The 15,154-nt window shown below is 57.1% G+C and carries 19 protein-coding genes; 8 read left to right on the forward strand and 11 right to left on the reverse strand.

Translation table 11 applies throughout. From position 1 onward, the window contains the following. Positions 1–9: 9 nt before the first annotated feature. The 5 genes from SynMINOS11_RS05570 (at position 10) to SynMINOS11_RS05590 (ending at position 2,597) form a co-directional block, all read left to right on the forward strand. Positions 10–189, forward strand: a complete 180-nt coding sequence (locus tag SynMINOS11_RS05570; RefSeq protein WP_186550393.1) for a hypothetical protein — start codon at positions 10–12, stop codon at positions 187–189. 175 nt (positions 190–364) lie between these two features. Then, positions 365–523: a hypothetical protein gene (locus SynMINOS11_RS05575; protein WP_011935512.1), complete on the forward strand. Its 159-nt coding sequence runs from the start codon at positions 365–367 to the stop codon at positions 521–523. A 486-nt stretch (positions 524–1,009) separates the two neighbouring features. Then, complete coding sequence (locus tag SynMINOS11_RS05580) at positions 1,010–1,177, forward strand: hypothetical protein (protein ID WP_011935514.1); 168 nt, start codon at positions 1,010–1,012, stop codon at positions 1,175–1,177. Between the two features lie 83 nt (positions 1,178–1,260). Beyond that, positions 1,261–1,770 (forward strand): hypothetical protein, encoded by a 510-nt coding sequence (locus SynMINOS11_RS05585; RefSeq protein WP_011935515.1) that lies wholly within the window; start codon positions 1,261–1,263, stop codon positions 1,768–1,770. A gap of 467 nt (positions 1,771–2,237) precedes the next feature. Continuing rightward, positions 2,238–2,597, forward strand: a complete 360-nt coding sequence (locus SynMINOS11_RS05590; RefSeq protein WP_011935517.1) for a hypothetical protein — start codon at positions 2,238–2,240, stop codon at positions 2,595–2,597. A 365-nt stretch (positions 2,598–2,962) separates the two neighbouring features. On the opposite strand, the gene SynMINOS11_RS05595 is transcribed toward SynMINOS11_RS05590, so the two are convergent. After that, on the reverse strand, positions 2,963–3,109 hold the full coding sequence (locus tag SynMINOS11_RS05595) for a hypothetical protein (RefSeq protein ID WP_186550395.1): 147 nt from the start codon (positions 3,107–3,109) through the stop codon (positions 2,963–2,965). Between the two features lie 138 nt (positions 3,110–3,247). Between SynMINOS11_RS05595 and SynMINOS11_RS05600 the strand changes: the two genes are divergently transcribed. Beyond that, the gene (locus tag SynMINOS11_RS05600) at positions 3,248–3,430 is read left to right on the forward strand and encodes a hypothetical protein (protein WP_186550397.1); all 183 of its coding nucleotides are present in this window, start codon (positions 3,248–3,250) and stop codon (positions 3,428–3,430) included. A 13-nt stretch (positions 3,431–3,443) separates the two neighbouring features. On the opposite strand, the gene SynMINOS11_RS05605 is transcribed toward SynMINOS11_RS05600, so the two are convergent. The 5 genes from SynMINOS11_RS05605 to SynMINOS11_RS05625 all read right to left on the reverse strand — a co-directional run bounded on the left by SynMINOS11_RS05605 (position 3,444) and on the right by SynMINOS11_RS05625 (position 10,442). Continuing rightward, the gene (locus SynMINOS11_RS05605; RefSeq protein ID WP_255445506.1) at positions 3,444–3,743 is read right to left on the reverse strand and encodes a hypothetical protein; all 300 of its coding nucleotides are present in this window, start codon (positions 3,741–3,743) and stop codon (positions 3,444–3,446) included. A gap of 271 nt (positions 3,744–4,014) precedes the next feature. Then, on the reverse strand, positions 4,015–7,125 hold the full coding sequence (locus tag SynMINOS11_RS05610; protein ID WP_222929715.1) for a type I restriction endonuclease subunit R: 3,111 nt from the start codon (positions 7,123–7,125) through the stop codon (positions 4,015–4,017). Further along, positions 7,125–8,450, reverse strand: a complete 1,326-nt coding sequence (locus SynMINOS11_RS05615; protein WP_186550399.1) for a restriction endonuclease subunit S — start codon at positions 8,448–8,450, stop codon at positions 7,125–7,127. Before SynMINOS11_RS05615 ends, SynMINOS11_RS05610 begins: the two co-directional genes overlap by 1 nt. Beyond that, positions 8,440–10,110, reverse strand: coding sequence for a type I restriction-modification system subunit M (locus SynMINOS11_RS05620; protein ID WP_255445507.1), 1,671 nt, complete (start codon positions 10,108–10,110; stop codon positions 8,440–8,442). The genes SynMINOS11_RS05615 and SynMINOS11_RS05620 overlap by 11 nt, the downstream gene beginning before the upstream one ends. 116 nt (positions 10,111–10,226) lie before the next feature. Continuing rightward, complete coding sequence (locus SynMINOS11_RS05625) at positions 10,227–10,442, reverse strand: Nif11-like leader peptide family natural product precursor (RefSeq protein ID WP_011935520.1); 216 nt, start codon at positions 10,440–10,442, stop codon at positions 10,227–10,229. A 77-nt stretch (positions 10,443–10,519) separates the two neighbouring features. Here SynMINOS11_RS05625 and SynMINOS11_RS05630 point away from each other — a divergent pair, with 77 nt between their 5' ends. Beyond that, positions 10,520–10,744, forward strand: coding sequence for a hypothetical protein (locus SynMINOS11_RS05630; protein ID WP_043737994.1), 225 nt, complete (start codon positions 10,520–10,522; stop codon positions 10,742–10,744). Positions 10,745–10,760: 16 nt separating this feature from the next. On the opposite strand, the gene SynMINOS11_RS05635 is transcribed toward SynMINOS11_RS05630, so the two are convergent. Together SynMINOS11_RS05635 and SynMINOS11_RS05640 are read right to left on the reverse strand one after the other, a co-directional pair. After that, positions 10,761–11,000 carry a TIGR03643 family protein gene (locus SynMINOS11_RS05635; protein ID WP_186550401.1) on the reverse strand — a complete coding sequence of 80 codons (240 nt, stop codon included), beginning with the start codon at positions 10,998–11,000 and terminating at the stop codon, positions 10,761–10,763. Between the two features lie 4 nt (positions 11,001–11,004). Continuing rightward, the gene (locus tag SynMINOS11_RS05640) at positions 11,005–12,264 is read right to left on the reverse strand and encodes a cytochrome P450 (RefSeq protein WP_186550403.1); all 1,260 of its coding nucleotides are present in this window, start codon (positions 12,262–12,264) and stop codon (positions 11,005–11,007) included. 87 nt (positions 12,265–12,351) lie between these two features. Between SynMINOS11_RS05640 and SynMINOS11_RS05645 the strand changes: the two genes are divergently transcribed. Then, complete coding sequence (locus tag SynMINOS11_RS05645; protein WP_255445508.1) at positions 12,352–12,627, forward strand: hypothetical protein; 276 nt, start codon at positions 12,352–12,354, stop codon at positions 12,625–12,627. Positions 12,628–12,631: 4 nt separating this feature from the next. Here the strand turns inward: SynMINOS11_RS05645 and SynMINOS11_RS05650 are convergent, their stop codons facing one another. Genes SynMINOS11_RS05650 through SynMINOS11_RS05660 form a run of 3 tightly spaced genes read right to left on the reverse strand, consistent with a single transcriptional unit; the run spans position 12,632 to position 15,099 of the window. After that, complete coding sequence (locus tag SynMINOS11_RS05650) at positions 12,632–12,790, reverse strand: hypothetical protein (protein WP_186550407.1); 159 nt, start codon at positions 12,788–12,790, stop codon at positions 12,632–12,634. A 51-nt stretch (positions 12,791–12,841) separates the two neighbouring features. Then, on the reverse strand, positions 12,842–13,468 hold the full coding sequence (locus SynMINOS11_RS05655) for a DJ-1/PfpI family protein (protein WP_186550409.1): 627 nt from the start codon (positions 13,466–13,468) through the stop codon (positions 12,842–12,844). Positions 13,469–13,479: 11 nt separating this feature from the next. After that, complete coding sequence (locus SynMINOS11_RS05660; protein WP_255445540.1) at positions 13,480–15,099, reverse strand: protein adenylyltransferase SelO; 1,620 nt, start codon at positions 15,097–15,099, stop codon at positions 13,480–13,482. Positions 15,100–15,154 lie beyond the last annotated feature (55 nt).

The following is a 15,154-nucleotide window of genomic DNA, read 5'->3' on the forward strand; positions in this document are numbered from 1 at the left end:
AAGACACGTATGACCCTGAAACAACTGAAGAGTTCCTATGCAGATTTGCTGCTGGAGATCGATGCTGCTGGCGGCAGAAAAGATGGTCTGCATCTCATTCGTAAAGCCGACAAAATCCTCGCCTCCATTCACGCGATGGAGCAGCGATGCCTATCGCCGACCTGGGAAGAAATCTTGGGTGAGCGCTGAATCAGCAGCCATCAACTCATCACTGACAAAAAAAGCCCCGTCGAATTGCGGAGCCCTGTGGGTGTGTGAGGTTGCAGCCACTCATGCACAGCTGCTTGAGAGCAATAGCCACGACCACCAACGCTCTCCATATTTCCAACCGGCTTTCAGCAGATTGCGTGGCTAGACCAAAGGCATGGACTACACCACCACCAAGCTTCCACGCGTTGGCAGTAAGGCCTATCAGCAAGAAAGGGCAGCCGAACGTGCCGCCACCTTGAAGCTGGAAGACCAGTTGCTGAAGCAAGCACGCATCAAAGCTGGTGTTCCAGACCCCGCCCAATACATGTGGTGATCCTTGAGACATGGGACCTCTTCACTGCCCCATCTGCATTGGCCTCGGTCTGCTCAGCGTGACCAGAACATTGGCCTGGCTTGGCTTGGGGCGATTGATGATGTCAGCTCAACCAAGCCAGGGTCCCGAGCTGGATCAGCTGACTTTCTGTGATCTAAAGCCCTGATCAGCGCTGGCTACCACAGTGAAGACAGACGCCTTCAGGCCTTGCTGATCCTCTCGGCCAAACAGGCGCTTCTGAAAACCATCAGTTCTGTGATGGTGATGTTTTCGCTTTTGGCCTGGAGTGCGTTTTCGCTCAAGCTGATTCTTGGTTTGATCGTCCAGGCCCAGGCTTAATGACTTGGCTCTGGCCGATCGACATCGGCGAGTCCTTGTCTCTCCAATTGCCTGCAAGACGTTCGGATAACCACCCCAAAACGATCCATAGGCTGCAGGGACGGCCTTAACTCCCTACGTTGAATGTTCCTCCGTGATCGCTAGCCAGTGGAGCCACCCACCAAAAAGAGCATCACTGAATCAGCTGAGGTCACCGAGCAGGTGATTGAACGCTGGAAGGCGCGTTTGGTGTTGCATGGCCCAGCCAGCGAGTTAGGCCGGATGGCCCGCCATCAGCTGCGCCTCTGGGAAGACCGCAAAACCAAATTGGCTTGAGCCTGAGGCACAGAGCATCTCGTGTGAATGGAAGCTTGTCTGAAGCGCAGCTAGCTCGGCTGACGGGTCTGGATACCTTCTGATTGGTTTCCAGCGATGCGCCCTTGCCCAAGCTCCCGATGCAGCTGCCGCCAAGCAAGCTCATGTTGCGGGTGGTTCGCGTGCTGATTTGGCTCTTGGCGTTCTCTTTTTTGATTGCCGAGGGCAAGGAATATCTGAAGTTGCGGCAACTCACCCATGTGGCGGTGTTCACCCTGCTGTTCTTCCTCGCCAACTACCAGCTGAATGTCGCCAGGTTTGCGAAAGACCAGCTGATTGCAGCACGGTCCAAACTGGCGAGCACGTTGATGTTTCTGGCCTCAATGTTTTCGATCATTGAGACGGGAATCGATCAAGTGATTGCTAGTTACTGCACAACGGCTGATGGAAGCTCGATTCAGCTTTCACCGACAGCCATTTCCCTCTGCTCATTGGTTTGGCTTGCAGGGGTGGTGATGGTGATTCTCGCGGTGGCTTCTTTTGAAGAGTTCTTGCCGACATTGAACAGCGACTGGCTTCAGCTGGAGAAAGCTCGAGCCACCCCACCCAGTTGACATCGCCTCAGCCGCATAAGCCTCGGTTTCCTTAATCACCCATGTGCCCCTCGAGACAGGGCAGTCCGGTCTGGACCGCTTAGGACGATTGGCAGCGCCGTCTTGGTATCTGCGAGGCCAGGCCAGCGCCGGGGGTGTTTGACGTGTTGGCCCCCGATCAATCCCCAACGCAATGGATGAGGCACCACTGCCTTTTCGCCGGCTCATGGTGTCCTGCTTCTCCGGTTTGGAGGACTTAGCGGGATCTTTACCGATCAATCACCAGGCCATTGCCAAAAGGCTGCTGAGCAGCCGTAGACCGGAGAGGTGGATCGGAAGCAAGCAGCCGATCCACACGACTGATCGGACATCTGACGCTCTGGGGGCTTCCAGGGCGTTTTTTTTGCCTTGTTGAGGGGCCTGGCGGCCAGCGTGGCGCCACCGGTTTTTCTCCCTACGCTTCAAAAGTGCCTGGGAGATGAGCGCCGATGTTCAGCGGTTTGACCGATCTGGCGATGCGCCGCACTCCGTTGCAAGCCCTGGGGTTCTATCTCGCCTACAGCTTTGGACTGGTGATCGTTTTGGCCATCTTGGGTGCTGTGGTCGGCACCGTGGCTGGCCTGGTGTTTGGTGATGTAGCGATGGCGGTCAACAAAGCGATGACAGCCTTTGGGGCGATCTCAGCCATTGTTCTTTGTGGTGTCTTGGCAACCACCATCGCCCGCAAGCGCAACCTGCTCAGCGGCATCAATTTGGTGTTGCTTGTGCTGAGTTGGACCGGGCCTTTCCTCGGCGTTTTCATCGGCATGGCTCCCGTTGCGATCCTTGCCGCCCAGCGCTCTGAGTAGCTGATCAATTCCGCGGTGGTTCTGCGCCCTGGCGTTGTTTCGAGCCAGGCGGATCAGCTGTTGATGGCTGGCTGGCAAGAGATCGTGCAGTGCGCCTGAACGTGCTGGGCCGGTGGTGCGATGGCAAGGAGAACGAGCAGCTGCACCAGTGCGGCGATGCGCTGGGGTTTGATCTGTGTCACGGCTCAGTGCTGGGTTGTGTCCCCAGGGATCTGCTTGAGCAGTCGATAGGCGTAAGCCGTGGCGCCAAAGGCGAAAGCCACACCAGCGGTGAATCCAAAGATGAACATCGATCTTTCTCGGCTGTTTCCAGCGTCGCGGCTGCCGATGGTTCCCCGCCTCCCCCGTTTGGGTGAATGGGTGGCTCAGTCTTCGCTGGTGTCTGAGCTGGCGTGTCCGTGGTGGGGTTGGTCTTCGATCACGCCGTCTTCGGTCGGATCAAAGGCGCCGTATTCATCCTCATGGCGCCGGAGATAGTCCGCGAGGTCTTCAGGCGTTATCGATACGGTCACCAGAGAGCTCTCAAGCCTGCAAGTTCACCTTTGCGCAGCTGGAGCCATAAACAAGGGGTTCAGCTGCATGAACAAATGTTTGGGAGGCCGAGAAATTTCCTTTGGCCAGCGCATTGTTGTCCTCTCTGGAGGAATCGGATGAGACGACCGATCAAGCGCACCAGCCCACCAGAAGGCTTTGAGTACTACCGGGTCTGCGATCCAGAAGGCGTTTGCCACGTGGTCAGGGGACTGCACAAAGTTCAGCGCCTCATTGCGGAGATGCCTGAACTGATCGTCACCAAGATGCCCTCTCACTGGAGAGCCGAAGCAGCAGCGTGATCGTGACTGACGTTCAGCTGAGCTTGGCTTTGATCTGGCGCAGCAGTTCCCGCACGGTTGGTGTCACATCGGTGTAGCCGCCTGAATGGCGATCACGCCTGGCTTCAAAGAAGAGGGCGCAACGCAGCTCGCTGAGGCTGCTGGCCTTGCCGCTGTTGGCGATGGCGGCGCAGGCCTCAAACGAGCCGGCGAATTCATAGCCGTTGAAGCTGTGCGCAAAGTGCACCCAGCCTCTGAGGTTGCCATCGGGATCTGGGATCTGTGCTGCTGTGAGCTGGTTGTTTTCGATAATTGAATTACTTTCCATCTTCATTGCATTGGGGAATGTGTTTTAAAAACATTTGTTTGTTGGGATCTTTTCGCCAGATTTGCAAATGACATTTGCTGCATTCCCAAGTTGGATGATCAAAGTCTCTAGAACAGCCTCCCAGGATTGCCTTTCCTTCTTCGACCTTCTCCCATATCAGTGGATTGCTAGGTAAGCCCCAGATAATCGTTGCCATAGGAGTGTGTTTGCAATTTGGGCAACGCTTTGGTGCTCTCGACCTGGTTAATCGATTCATATGCATACTCGTCTTGGCTTTTTAATTGTTTGCTGAAAATTCGTCTCCAAGTGTTTCTGCCTGCTGGAGCACCAAATCAATGGCAGTGACCTGCTGATCAGGCGGGTATTTGTATCGCTTGAGCAGCGTCTTGATCTTGAGGCGGAGTTTTGCCCTGACGTTCTCCTTGAACTGCCAATCGATGGTGGCGTCACGTCTGAGCATCTCCGCCAGTTCCCTTGCCATGGTTGCCAGCACGTCTTCCTTCATCAGTTCCTGTGCTGATGGGTTGTCTGCGAGGGCGTCATAGAAGGACTGTTCGGCATTAGTCAGCCCAAGGGCAACACCTCGCTCCAGTTCCTCTCGGAACTTCTTCGCCATCTCGATCAGTTCAGCGATCACCTGTGCTGCTTCAACAGCACGGTTGGAGTATTTGTTGAGAGATGCCGTCAGCAGTTCACTGAACCGCTTCTGCTTGACGACGTTGGTCTTGAACTTGGTTTTCAGTTCGTCCTTGATCAGGCGCTGGAGCAGTTCGACCGCCAGGTTTTTCTGGGGGATCTTGGCAACCTCTGCTAGGAACTGGTCCGACATGATGCTGATGTCGGGGTTCTTCAGACCAGCAACCTTGAAGACATCCATGACGCCCTCTGCCACCAGCGACTCAGACAGCAGTTGCTGGAGTTTGTAGTTCACATCGATTGGGTCACCTGACCCGCTGCCGTCCCCCTTGATCAGGGGTGCTCTTACCGCCTGAAGGAACGCCACCTCTTCGGTGACTGCCATCGCCTCTTCAGTGGTGCCACAAAGGGCGAATGCCTTGGTGACCTTCAGAACGGTGTCACAGAACCTTTGCTTGCCATCAGCAATGCCAAGGATGTGGTCGAGGCAGTTTGAGATCAGTTCGAGTGCTTTGCCCTTCTCCCTGAACCCGCTCCAATCCACGGGGTGAAGGATGTCCTTGGCGATCTGAAGTTGCTCCTTGAGGATCCGAACCGCCTCACTGGTGTCGAGGGTTGGTTTGCCCTTGCCGTTTGCTGCGGTGTAGGTCGCCAGTGCTTCTTTGAGTTGAGGTGCGATGCCGATGTAATCGACGATCAGACCACCTGGTTTGTCCTTGAAGACCCTGTTCACACGGGCGATTGCCTGAGCAAGGTTCGCCCCCTTCATCGGTTTGTCGACATACATGGTCGCCATACACGGGGCATCGAAACCTGTTAACCACATGTCCCTGACGATCACGATCTTCAAGGGATCGGCAGGATCCTTGAACCGCTTCTCCAGGTCCTTCTTCTGCTGCTTGCTGGTGTGGTGAGGTTGGAGGTGCTGGTCGTCTGATGCCGATGCCGTCATCACGACCTTGATGGCACCTTTGCTGGTGTCGGTGTCGTGCCAATCAGGACGGAGTGCCTTGATGGCGTCATAAAGGCGGGCACAGATGTCCCGACTCATCGCCACAACCATTGCCTTGCCTGGTTGGGTCTTGGATCTCTGCTCGATGTGGGAGACCAGATCTGCTGCCACCTGCTTCAAGCGAGGTTCAGCACCCACCAGTGCCTCCAGTGCTGCCCAACGACTCTTCGCTCGCTCGGCAGCAGGAATGTCGTCCTCGTCTGTGAAGAGGTCATCCACCTTGTCGTCCACGCCAGCAAGGACGCTCTCCTTCAACCCCAACTTCGCCAGTCGGGACTCGTAGTAGATCGGCACCGTGGCACCGTCTTCCACTGCCTGCTGGATGTCGTAAACAGAGACGTAATGCCCAAAGACCGCCTGGGTGTCACGGTCGTCTTGGGAGATGGGTGTTCCCGTGAAGGCAAGGAAGGTTGCTTCAGGCAGGGCATCCCGTAGCGCCTTTGCCAGTCCGTATTTGATCTCGCCTGTTTTGCTGTCGAGGCGACCTTTAAACCCGTATTGGGTCCTGTGTGCCTCATCACAGATGACCACGACGTTGTGGCGGTGGCTCAAGGTGGGGAACTTGTCCTCACCCTCTTCGGTGCCGAACTTCTGGATCGTGGTGAAGATGATTCCACCGCTGGGTCGGTTGGCGAGCAGGTCCCGTAGTTCCTGTCTGCTGTCTGCCTGTTGAGGGTTCTCGCCCAACAGGTCCCCTGCTCCAGCGAAGACCCCAAACAACTGCCCATCAAGGTCTTGGCGATCGGTGACCATCACCAGCGTTGGGTTCTGGAGGCGTTGATCGGTGAGCAACTTGCCCGCCAGGCATGCCATCTCGATGCTCTTGCCAGCACCTTGGGTATGCCAGACCACGCCACCCTTTCGATCACCGCCTGGTTTGCTTGCTTCTGCCACCCGCTCCACTGCTGCTCTTACGGCATGGAACTGGTGGTAGGCAGCGATCTTCTTGATGATCTTGCCGTCGTCCTCAAACAGGCAGAAGAAGCGAATGAAATCGAGTAGTCGCTTCTGATCGAAGAGACCACGGATCAACGTCTCCAGTTCACGGAACTTGCCCAAAGGGTCCAGGTCCTGCTCGGCGTCGATCACCCGCCACTGCTGGAAGCGTTCCTTGGAAGCAGATAGCGATCCCACACGGGCATAGGTGCCATCACTGATCACCATCAGCACGTTGGAGGTGAACAGGTCTGGGATGTTGTTTTTGTAGGTCTGGAGTTGGTTGAACGCTGCCCAGATATCTGCCTTCTCGTCAGCAGGGTTCTTGAGTTCCAGGACTGCTATCGGGAGACCGTTCAGGTAAACGACAACATCAGGGCGGCGGTTGTGCTTTGGACCCTGGATCGCCAACTGGTTGACCACCAACCAATCGTTGGATTTGGGGTCGTCGAATCCGATCACCTTGAGGCGGATGCCCTTCTCTTGGTTCCCATCCATGAAGGTGATGGGCAGACCCGTCGTCATCCAGCGATGGAACTGACGGTTGGATGGGAGAAGACCAGGGGTATTGGGGTTCGCCAGTTGAAGCACTGCCGACTCAATCGTTGCTGCTGGCACCCCTGGGTTGAGTTTCTTCAGTGCGGAACGAAGACGACCAGTGAGAACCACCTGGCGGAAGTCATCCCGCTCTGGGGTCTCCCCATCAGGAGCAAGTATTGGACCGTGGATGAAGGTGTATCCGATCTCCTGGAACCAACCCAGTGACATCTGCTCCAGATCGTCTTCTGAGATGAATGCCGCCATCAGATGCCAACCTCCTCAAGCATCTTCTCGACATCAGGAACTCTCAGTTCGCCTGAGATGAGGCGGGGGAGCAGAGCATCACGAAGGTCCTTTAAAACATCAATCTGTAAAATCAAGTTTTGACACCTATTAAAGATGTCATCTGTCAAAGCGGAAAATGACGACATCACGTTAACTGAGGCGATTGGGCACATCATTTCCTTTAGGTCTTTGACAGTCACATGCCCCAATCCAGTTGTTTGCTTGTCTCTGGCAATATCAGCAAAAGATCCTTGATTGCTTCTGAGCACCGAAAGGACGAATGATCGCCATTTACTGTTCTGTGGGACGACCTTGAAAATATGCTGGTTAAGGAGACCATCTTGCTTGCTCCAGACGAAAGTTCCTATTGAGGTGTCGGGATTCCCAGACCATGAGAAGAGGATGTCGCCGCTGACAACTAAATGCTTATCTTTAAAATCGGCATCCCAATACTTGGTCTGGTCTGTGAAACCATTCTTTAGTTCGTTGATCTTTATAACGGGGTATCCAAGGCGATTTTCGTTAAGAGTCTTGGAAGAGTGAGATGCCCCATTTACATAATCGGCAAGGTCGTAGACAGAAGAACAAGACCAACCACTCGGAATCCCGCCCAGTTCCGACTCCTCAAATGAATCTGGGAATAACTCGCTGATCTCATCGGGCAATCCAGTTGGTCGCCCCTCTACCTTTGCTCTTACAGGATCAAAGTCGACAAACCAGGACTTGAAAAGCGCCTTCGCTATGCCTTCAAGAGTTTCGTTGGTCCTTCGGTTCAGTTCGATCTTGTCGTCGAGGGTGCCGAGGATATGGGCGATTGCCTTCTGTTGAGAGAAAGGCGGAAGTTGTATAAGAAAGGACTCCAGCATTCCCTTCGTCAAAGCGTTTCTGGTAGCACCACCTGAGGCGAGAGCGAGCAAAAGATTCTGTGATTTTCGAGATATCAAAAAATACCTAAGATAGTCGCCATGTAGGTGCTTTTCATCCGCTCTTAGTATTGAGACGTGCTGATTGACCCTTGCGGGCAGAGCGTTGTCTGGAACAGAGCAGCAGCGTGCCACGGAGTCCCCAGTGATGTTGAGCAAAACATCGCCAGGCATGACTTCTACATTAGACAGTTGGTCTGCCTGTTCTTTGTTGATAAAGGCAAGACCGCCTGGGGTAAATCCTTCATTGTAGACATTTTGACTTCTTATAAGAGCAAAATCGCCACCCCTGTATGCCTCTTTGCCTCCGCGAGGTGTTGCTCCGCTACCTATTTTTAGACATACATCAGCAAGGGGAGATACTTGAAAATCAGAACTCATATCCCACTCTCCTCAGGTTCTCGGCAATCTGCTGATCTAACTTTGCCCCTTCTTCTTGCTGCTGCTTGAGCAGAGAAGTGAGGCGCTTCATCTTCTGATCAAAGGGTTCAACGTCCTCTTCCTGATCTGCTGCTCCTACATAACGACCAGGAGTCAGGACAAAACTGTTCTTTTCGATTTCGTCGAACTTGGCGGAATAACAGAACCCAGAAACATCCTCATAGGCATTCTCGACCTCGCCATCACCACGCCAGGCATGAACGGCGTCAGCAACCTTGGCGATGTCCTCATCGGTCAGGACCCGCTCCACACGACTGACCATCGAACCCATTTGACGGGCATCGATGAACAAGGTCTCTCCTCGCCTGTCCCGACCACGCAGGGTCTTGTCGTTGGTGAGGAACCAAAGGCAGACGGGGATCTGAGTGTTGAGGAACAACTGACCAGGCAACGCCACCATCACTTCCACGGCATCGCCACGAACCATCGCCTCTCGGATCTGTCCTTCACCGCTGGTGTTGGAACTCATCGATCCATTGGCGAGCACCACACCTGCTTCACCACCAGGGCGAAGTTTCCAGAGCATGTGCTGTAACCAGGCGTAGTTGGCATTCCCCGCAGGAGGACGCCCAAAGGTCCAGCGGGGGTCGCTGTCGTATTTCTCGCCGCCCCAGTCCGAGATGTTGAAGGGAGGGTTGGCAAGGATGTAGTCGAACTTCTGGTCGGGGTGCTGGTCCCTGGCAAAAGTGTCAGCAGGTTCCTGACCGAGGTCAGCAGCAAACCCACGGATCGCCAGGTTCATCGCTGCCAACCGCCAGGTGGTGGGGTTGCTCTCCTGCCCATAGATGGAGATGTCGTCACGACGCCCGCCGTGACTTTCAACGAACCGCTCGCTTTGGACGAACATGCCGCCCGATCCACAGCAGGGGTCATAAACACGACCCTTATGAGGTGCCAGGACAGCAACCAGGGTCTTCACCACATGGGCAGGGGTATAGAACTGACCGCCCTTCTTGCCCTCAGCACTGGCGAACTGACCAAGGAAATACTCGTAGACCTCACCAAGGACATCCCCTGACTTCTTCCCTTCCCCAAAACCGATGGTGGAGATGAGGTCCACCAGTTCACCCATCCGCCCTGGTTCCAGTTGGGCAGCACCAAACCGCTTGTCCAACTTCCCCCGAAGCGTGGGGTTCTCGTTCTCGATGGCAACTAGTGCTTTATCGATCAGTTGCCCGATGTCGGGTTGCTTTGCCTGGTTCCTCAGCGATTCCCAGCGAGCATCAGCAGGCACCCAGAACACGTTCTCCTGGGTGTAGTAGTCCCGATCTTCCAGTGCTTCCTGGTGATCTGCTGGGTCATCTCCCAGGTAGTAGTCGGACTCTGGGTTGCTCACCGTCGACAGCACCTTCTGCTGCTGCTCAACGAAGGTGTCGGAGATGTATTTGAGGAAGATCAGTCCCAGGACCAGATGCTTGTATTCAGCGGCATCCATCTGGGCACGGAGTTTGTCCGCTGATGCCCAGAGCACTGCCTTGAAGTCCTTGGCGGGTGCATCTTTTTGCTTCCGCCCTCGCTTCTTGGCTGGCTGCCCTGCAGGCTCGCTCTGGATGTCCTGCAGCAGTGCCTCAAGCCCTTCTGGCGTTTGCTCCTGGCTCACGGCGATCCGTTTGATCTCTCAAGTTTCTCCTGAGCTCCGGTGAGAAAACATCCCCCAATGGGGTGAGTTTGCTGGGGGCTTGGTGAGTTCCCGCCATAAGGATTGGGCCCAAGGTCTCAGTGATATTCCCCGGGGTGCTCCTGCTTCGAGACGGTCACCCGGCCCACCTTTTGCCCCGAGAAGCGCAGCAGCTCATCGCCTGAAAATTCAAAGCCCAGGCCGAAGGCGATACGGGCTACGTCATCAGCTGTGGAAGCGGCCAGCACCTGCTGCTTGAGGCTCTCCTCTTGCTGCATTTTCCGCAGAAATGCCTTGAGTTGATCGAGGGCCACAGGGTGCTCGGCAGTGGGGGGATCATCGCTGATGGCAGTGGTGCGCCAGCATCAGCCCATTGATCAAAGGCGTATCGATGGGTTTGCAGCTGCAATCCGCTGAGTTCCTCCATGACGACGGCATCACCTATTGCATCCGCCGTGAGACCCTCGAGCAGGACTTCACCATTTATGAAAAGCGCGGTGAGGAATGGGTGGATTGCGGCCTGGATCAGGCTGTGAAAGACGTGAACTTCGCTGAGTTCAAGCGGCTGGGCCTGTTGATCAAAAAGATCATGGATGCCGATCAGTGGCTCGCGTGAGGCGCTGCCCCTGAGCTCATTTGTGGCATTGGGCGCGAAAGCGATTTGAAGGGTTGGTGGCGCCGTGTTTGGTCTTGCGGCCGCTCACCCGTTTGCGCCACATCCGGAATGAGGAGGCCTTCATCTCTTGGCGCATCAGCTCGATCACCTCCTGCTCCGAGAGGCCGAACTGGTAGTCGATCGCTTCAAAGGTTGTGCGGTCTTCCCAGGCCATCTCGATGATCCGATCGAGCTCCTCTGGTTCAAAGCTGCGCATGGCTCTATCGCCCTGTTGCGGTAACCATCAGCCCGCTGCGTGGTGTGGGGCTGGGCACCAGCTGCAGCGCTAAATCCTGATCCGGCAGCAGCTCGAGCTGCACCTTCTGCAGCAAGCCCACGGCCATCAGCCGGATCTCCAGTTCGGCCAGCGCTTTGCCCAGGCACACCCGCTCGCCACCGCCAAAGGGCAGCAGGGTTTGCTCAAAGGAGCCATCGAGATGGCGCTGCGGGCGGAATTCGCTCAAATCGGTGCCGCTGGTGGCGGCGGTTGGCGTCAGCGCCACCTGGATCACGCTGTTTTCTGGCACCGCCACATCAGCCAGCTCAATGGCTTGCTTGCTGCGGCGGAAGAATCCGCCCACTGGCGGTGTTTGCCGCATCACCTCCAGCACCGTGGCATCGAGCTTTTCGGATTGCGGTGATGTGGCCGCTGGCCAAGGGGAGGCCATCAGATCGCTGCTGAGCCACTCCATCACCTCCGGATGCAGCAGCAAAGCGCGGAAAAGGCAGCTCAGCGATGAGGCTGTCGTTTCGTAGCCGGCAAACAGCAGCAGCAGAAGTTGCTCGGCTAGATCGTCGTCATCCAGCGGGATGCCGGCTTCATCAAGGCCGCCGCTGATCAGATCCAGCCCGCCTTGGTTGCTGCCCTCCTTGAGCACTTCTTTGATCCGATTCAGAAGCCGCTGGCGCGCGCCCATGGCTTTGGCAAAGGGGGTGCCGGGAATCGCCAAAGGAATCGAGAACAGGGCCTTGGTCCAGATCTCAAAATCAGCAAACAGCGCCTCCCTGCTTTCGCCATCAAGGCCCAGCACCGTGGTGGCAATCACGGCAAAGGCAAAGCGGCGCATGCGCCCGGCCAAGGGCACCGGGCCATCAGCACTGATCAGCTCATCGGCGAGCTCATCGACCAGGCCAATGATTGATGGCGTGTAGCGGGCCAGCGCTGCGCTTGAGAACAGCTGGCCCACCACGCGCCGGCGGGCTTTATGGCCGGCTCCACTGCGGTTGGCCAATGAGCGGCTGCCCAGCAGTTTTTTCACGCTCTCCGGCCACCAACCCTCGAGCGACTCGCTTTGGCTGAACAGATCATTGATGGCCCGTTCACCTCGGATGAACACGATCGGCTGGGCCAGCAGCTTGGTGGCGAAGACATCGCCATAGGTTTCAAAGCGCCGCTGGGCAAAGCCCGGATCACCAAAGAAATCGAGGGTTTCCTTCAGGCCGCTCACCGCACCGGTGTTGGGCAGAGGCTTGGCAGGCATGGACCCAGAGCGCGCAAGCGAACAAGTTATCGATTCCGCCCGCTCGGCTGACGCTGACATCAGAGCGCCAGCTGGCTAGCTGTCGTGATGGATACAAGCAGGGCCATGGAATTGAAGTTGCTGGTGATGGTTGTGGTGGCGCATGTTGCCAGCGCTTTTTTCAGCAAAACCATCGCCGGGCAGAAGGCCCGCAGCAGCAAGAACTGGTTCTGGGCGGGGCTGATCTTTGGTCCGCTGGGTTTGATCGCTGCGGTGGGTTTGGCCGACCGCCATCAGATCGTGTATCTGCGCCATTTGGCTGAAACCCAGGGCTATGAGCCGCGCCACAAGTGCGGCGGCAAAGCCAAGCGAGATTCGGATTAAGCAATCACAGCCTTGGGGCGCTGATCGCTTCGTGTTGCCACAGCTGCGGCAAGGGGAACGCCCGGTTGTCGATGCCGCGGTTGGGCATGACAACTCGGTCGTAGACGATGAAGGCGTAAAGGCCCAAGCTCAAGCAAAGCGTGGCTGAAAACCAGGTCTGCACGTGTTGTTGCTAGCCCGGGCAGTCTGTTGTGATCGCCTCTAGGAACAAGGCTTAGGCAGATTCAGACACACCTACAACTGAGGCGAAGGGGTCGCAGTCGGCATCGCGCTGCCAGGTGTATTCCGCGAAGTTGGCGGCATCTTCAGCTGCCTGCTCGCCCACCAACTGGGCAATCACCGCCAGCGCCATATCGATCCCCGCCGACACGCCCGATGAGCTGAAGACCTTGCCGTCTTCCACCCAGCGCGCTTGCTGTTGCCACTGCACCTTCTCGCTTTGGGCGCTCGCCCAGGCAAATGCCAGCTTGTTGCTGGTGGCGCGCAGGCCATCGAGCACCCCGGCTTTGGCCAGCAGGGCGCTGCCAGTGCACACCGAAGCCACCAGTTCAGCCTGCTTGGAGCGCTCGTTGAGCCAATCCAGCAGCACGGGGTTGTTCACCTCTCTCCTGGTGCCAATGCCGCCTGGCACCAGCAGCACGTCGATCGCTGGAGCCGATTGGAACGAATCGTCGCAGACACTTTTGGGGCCTTGGCGGCTGGCCACCACGCCACCTGTTTCTGAGATCAAGCGGATCTTGAAATGATCGGCCGCCAGGCCAAACATCTCCAGCGGACCAAACACATCGAGCAGTTCAAAGCCCTTAAAGAGCACCACGCCAAGGTTTCGTTTGCTTCCCATCGCTCTGCCGCTTACGACGAGCAGCTGTAGTGCGACACCCCGCCGGCGTTGAAGAACTCGCGCGGTTTGAGCTGGTCGTAGCGGGCCAGTTCAGCCGGCGGTGCTTCATACGGCGTGCTGAACACCTGCTGCAGTTCCTTGATCAGTGTTGTGTCCCCTTCTCTGGCCTGCTCATAGGCCGGGGCCACCAGCCATTCCCGCCAGGTGATCGCGGGGTTGGCGCGTTTCATCGCTGCAGACGCGGCATCGCGATTGCCTTGGCTCTCCAGCAGCGCTCGCCAGCGCTGCAGCCAGCTACTCCACTTGCCATCGAGCTCCTCAGTGCTGCCGTCGTAGAAGCTGGCTTTGAGCGGTTCGATCGTTGTTGGGATCTCTGAGAGCTGGCGGAAAAAGATCGTGTAATCGAGTTTGGAGGCCAGCATCAGCCCCAAGAGTTCTTGGGCGAGCTCAGGGGCTGGGGTGCTCAGGCCCAGCTTGCTGGCCCACATCCCATTGATGGCATCGGCCATCGCCTCGCCAAAGCCATCGCGCACGGCATCGAGCTCGGCTTCTGCTGTTGTGTTGTCCGCCAGCAGCGGCCGCAGGGCCTTCCAGAACATCTGGTAGTTGGCTTCTGCCGCTGATGGTTGGTTGAAGAAACAGAAGTGCTCGCCGCCGCCAGTCCAAGGCTGGAAGCGCAAGTCAAATAGCTCGCAGAAGCCAAAGGGGCCATAGTCGAGCGTGAAGCCGCCAGCGGCGCAGTTGTCGCTGTTGAAGTTGCCCTGGCAGTAGCCAACCCGAAGCCAGTTGGCGACCAGGGCCGTGAGCCGTCCGCGGAACAACCGCGCCAGCTCCACCACCTGATCAGGGAATGGCAGCGTTGGATCGATCTCGCCTTGGTAGTTGCGCTCAATCAGGTGCTCCACGATCATCCGCAGCTCGTTCATGGCTTCGGGGTGGGCGTTGCTGCGGGCGCGGCGGGCAAACAGCTCCAGCTGGCCAACGCGCAAAAACGATGGGGCCACCCGGGTGCTGATCGCTGCTGGGTTGTCCACATAGATGTCGGGATCAAAGGAGCGTGAGTTCTCCGAATACCAAGGCCGCCGCACGTTTTCGGCGCGCGACATGTAGAGCGTCAGTGAGCGCGAGGTGGGCACGCCCAACGCATGCATCAGCTCTTGGGCCAGAAACTCCCGCACGCTGGAGCGCAGCACAGCGCGGCCATCAGCGCCGCGGCAATAGGGGGTGGGGCCGCCACCCTTGAGCTGCATTTCCCAGCGCTTGCCGTTGAAGACGCCTTCAAAAATTGAGATCGCCCGGCCATCGCCATAGCCATTGCCCGTGCCAAAGGGGCATTGCTGGATGTATTCGGTGCCGTAGATCGAGAGGGCATAGCCCGTGGCCCAGCCGTAGGGCCGCATGCCTCCAGTGGCCACGCGGCTGTCGCCACTGAAGAGCCGTTGAAACTGCGCGTCTTGGGCCAGGGCGTCGCTGAGGCCCAGCTCCTGGAACAGCTCGCTGCTGTGGGCCAGGTATTCAGCTTCCGGGATCGCCGTTGGCGTCACCGGCACGTAGTGGCCGGAATACACCTGCCTGGGCTCATGGTCATCCCCATCGCTACTGGCCTGCGGGTCGGCCCGCAGCGTCTTCATCAATGAGTAGTCGGCCTGTTGGCTGAATTCAGCGAAGCTGGTGGTGGTTGGCACA

Origin of the sequence: Synechococcus sp. Minos11 (genome assembly GCF_014279855.1) — a bacterium.
Taxonomy (GTDB): domain Bacteria; phylum Cyanobacteriota; class Cyanobacteriia; order PCC-6307; family Cyanobiaceae; genus RCC307.

Bases quoted from the DNA above. Each gene is read 5' to 3' on its own strand.
- SynMINOS11_RS05570 (WP_186550393.1), top strand. From the start codon at position 10: ATGACCCTGAAACAACTGAAGAGTTCCTATGCAGATTTGCTGCTGGAG.
- SynMINOS11_RS05575 (WP_011935512.1), top strand. From the start codon at position 365: ATGGACTACACCACCACCAAGCTTCCACGCGTTGGCAGTAAGGCCTAT.
- SynMINOS11_RS05590 (WP_011935517.1), top strand. From the start codon at position 2,238: ATGTTCAGCGGTTTGACCGATCTGGCGATGCGCCGCACTCCGTTGCAA.
- SynMINOS11_RS05600 (WP_186550397.1), top strand. From the start codon at position 3,248: ATGAGACGACCGATCAAGCGCACCAGCCCACCAGAAGGCTTTGAGTAC.
- SynMINOS11_RS05605 (WP_255445506.1), bottom strand. From the start codon at position 3,743: ATGAAGATGGAAAGTAATTCAATTATCGAAAACAACCAGCTCACAGCA.
- SynMINOS11_RS05610 (WP_222929715.1), bottom strand. From the start codon at position 7,125: ATGGCGGCATTCATCTCAGAAGACGATCTGGAGCAGATGTCACTGGGT.
- SynMINOS11_RS05615 (WP_186550399.1), bottom strand. From the start codon at position 8,450: ATGAGTTCTGATTTTCAAGTATCTCCCCTTGCTGATGTATGTCTAAAA.
- SynMINOS11_RS05630 (WP_043737994.1), top strand. From the start codon at position 10,520: ATGGGTTTGCAGCTGCAATCCGCTGAGTTCCTCCATGACGACGGCATC.
- SynMINOS11_RS05635 (WP_186550401.1), bottom strand. From the start codon at position 11,000: ATGCGCAGCTTTGAACCAGAGGAGCTCGATCGGATCATCGAGATGGCC.
- SynMINOS11_RS05640 (WP_186550403.1), bottom strand. From the start codon at position 12,264: ATGCCTGCCAAGCCTCTGCCCAACACCGGTGCGGTGAGCGGCCTGAAG.
- SynMINOS11_RS05645 (WP_255445508.1), top strand. From the start codon at position 12,352: ATGGATACAAGCAGGGCCATGGAATTGAAGTTGCTGGTGATGGTTGTG.
- SynMINOS11_RS05655 (WP_186550409.1), bottom strand. From the start codon at position 13,468: ATGGGAAGCAAACGAAACCTTGGCGTGGTGCTCTTTAAGGGCTTTGAA.
- SynMINOS11_RS05660 (WP_255445540.1), bottom strand. From the start codon at position 15,099: ATGAAGACGCTGCGGGCCGACCCGCAGGCCAGTAGCGATGGGGATGAC.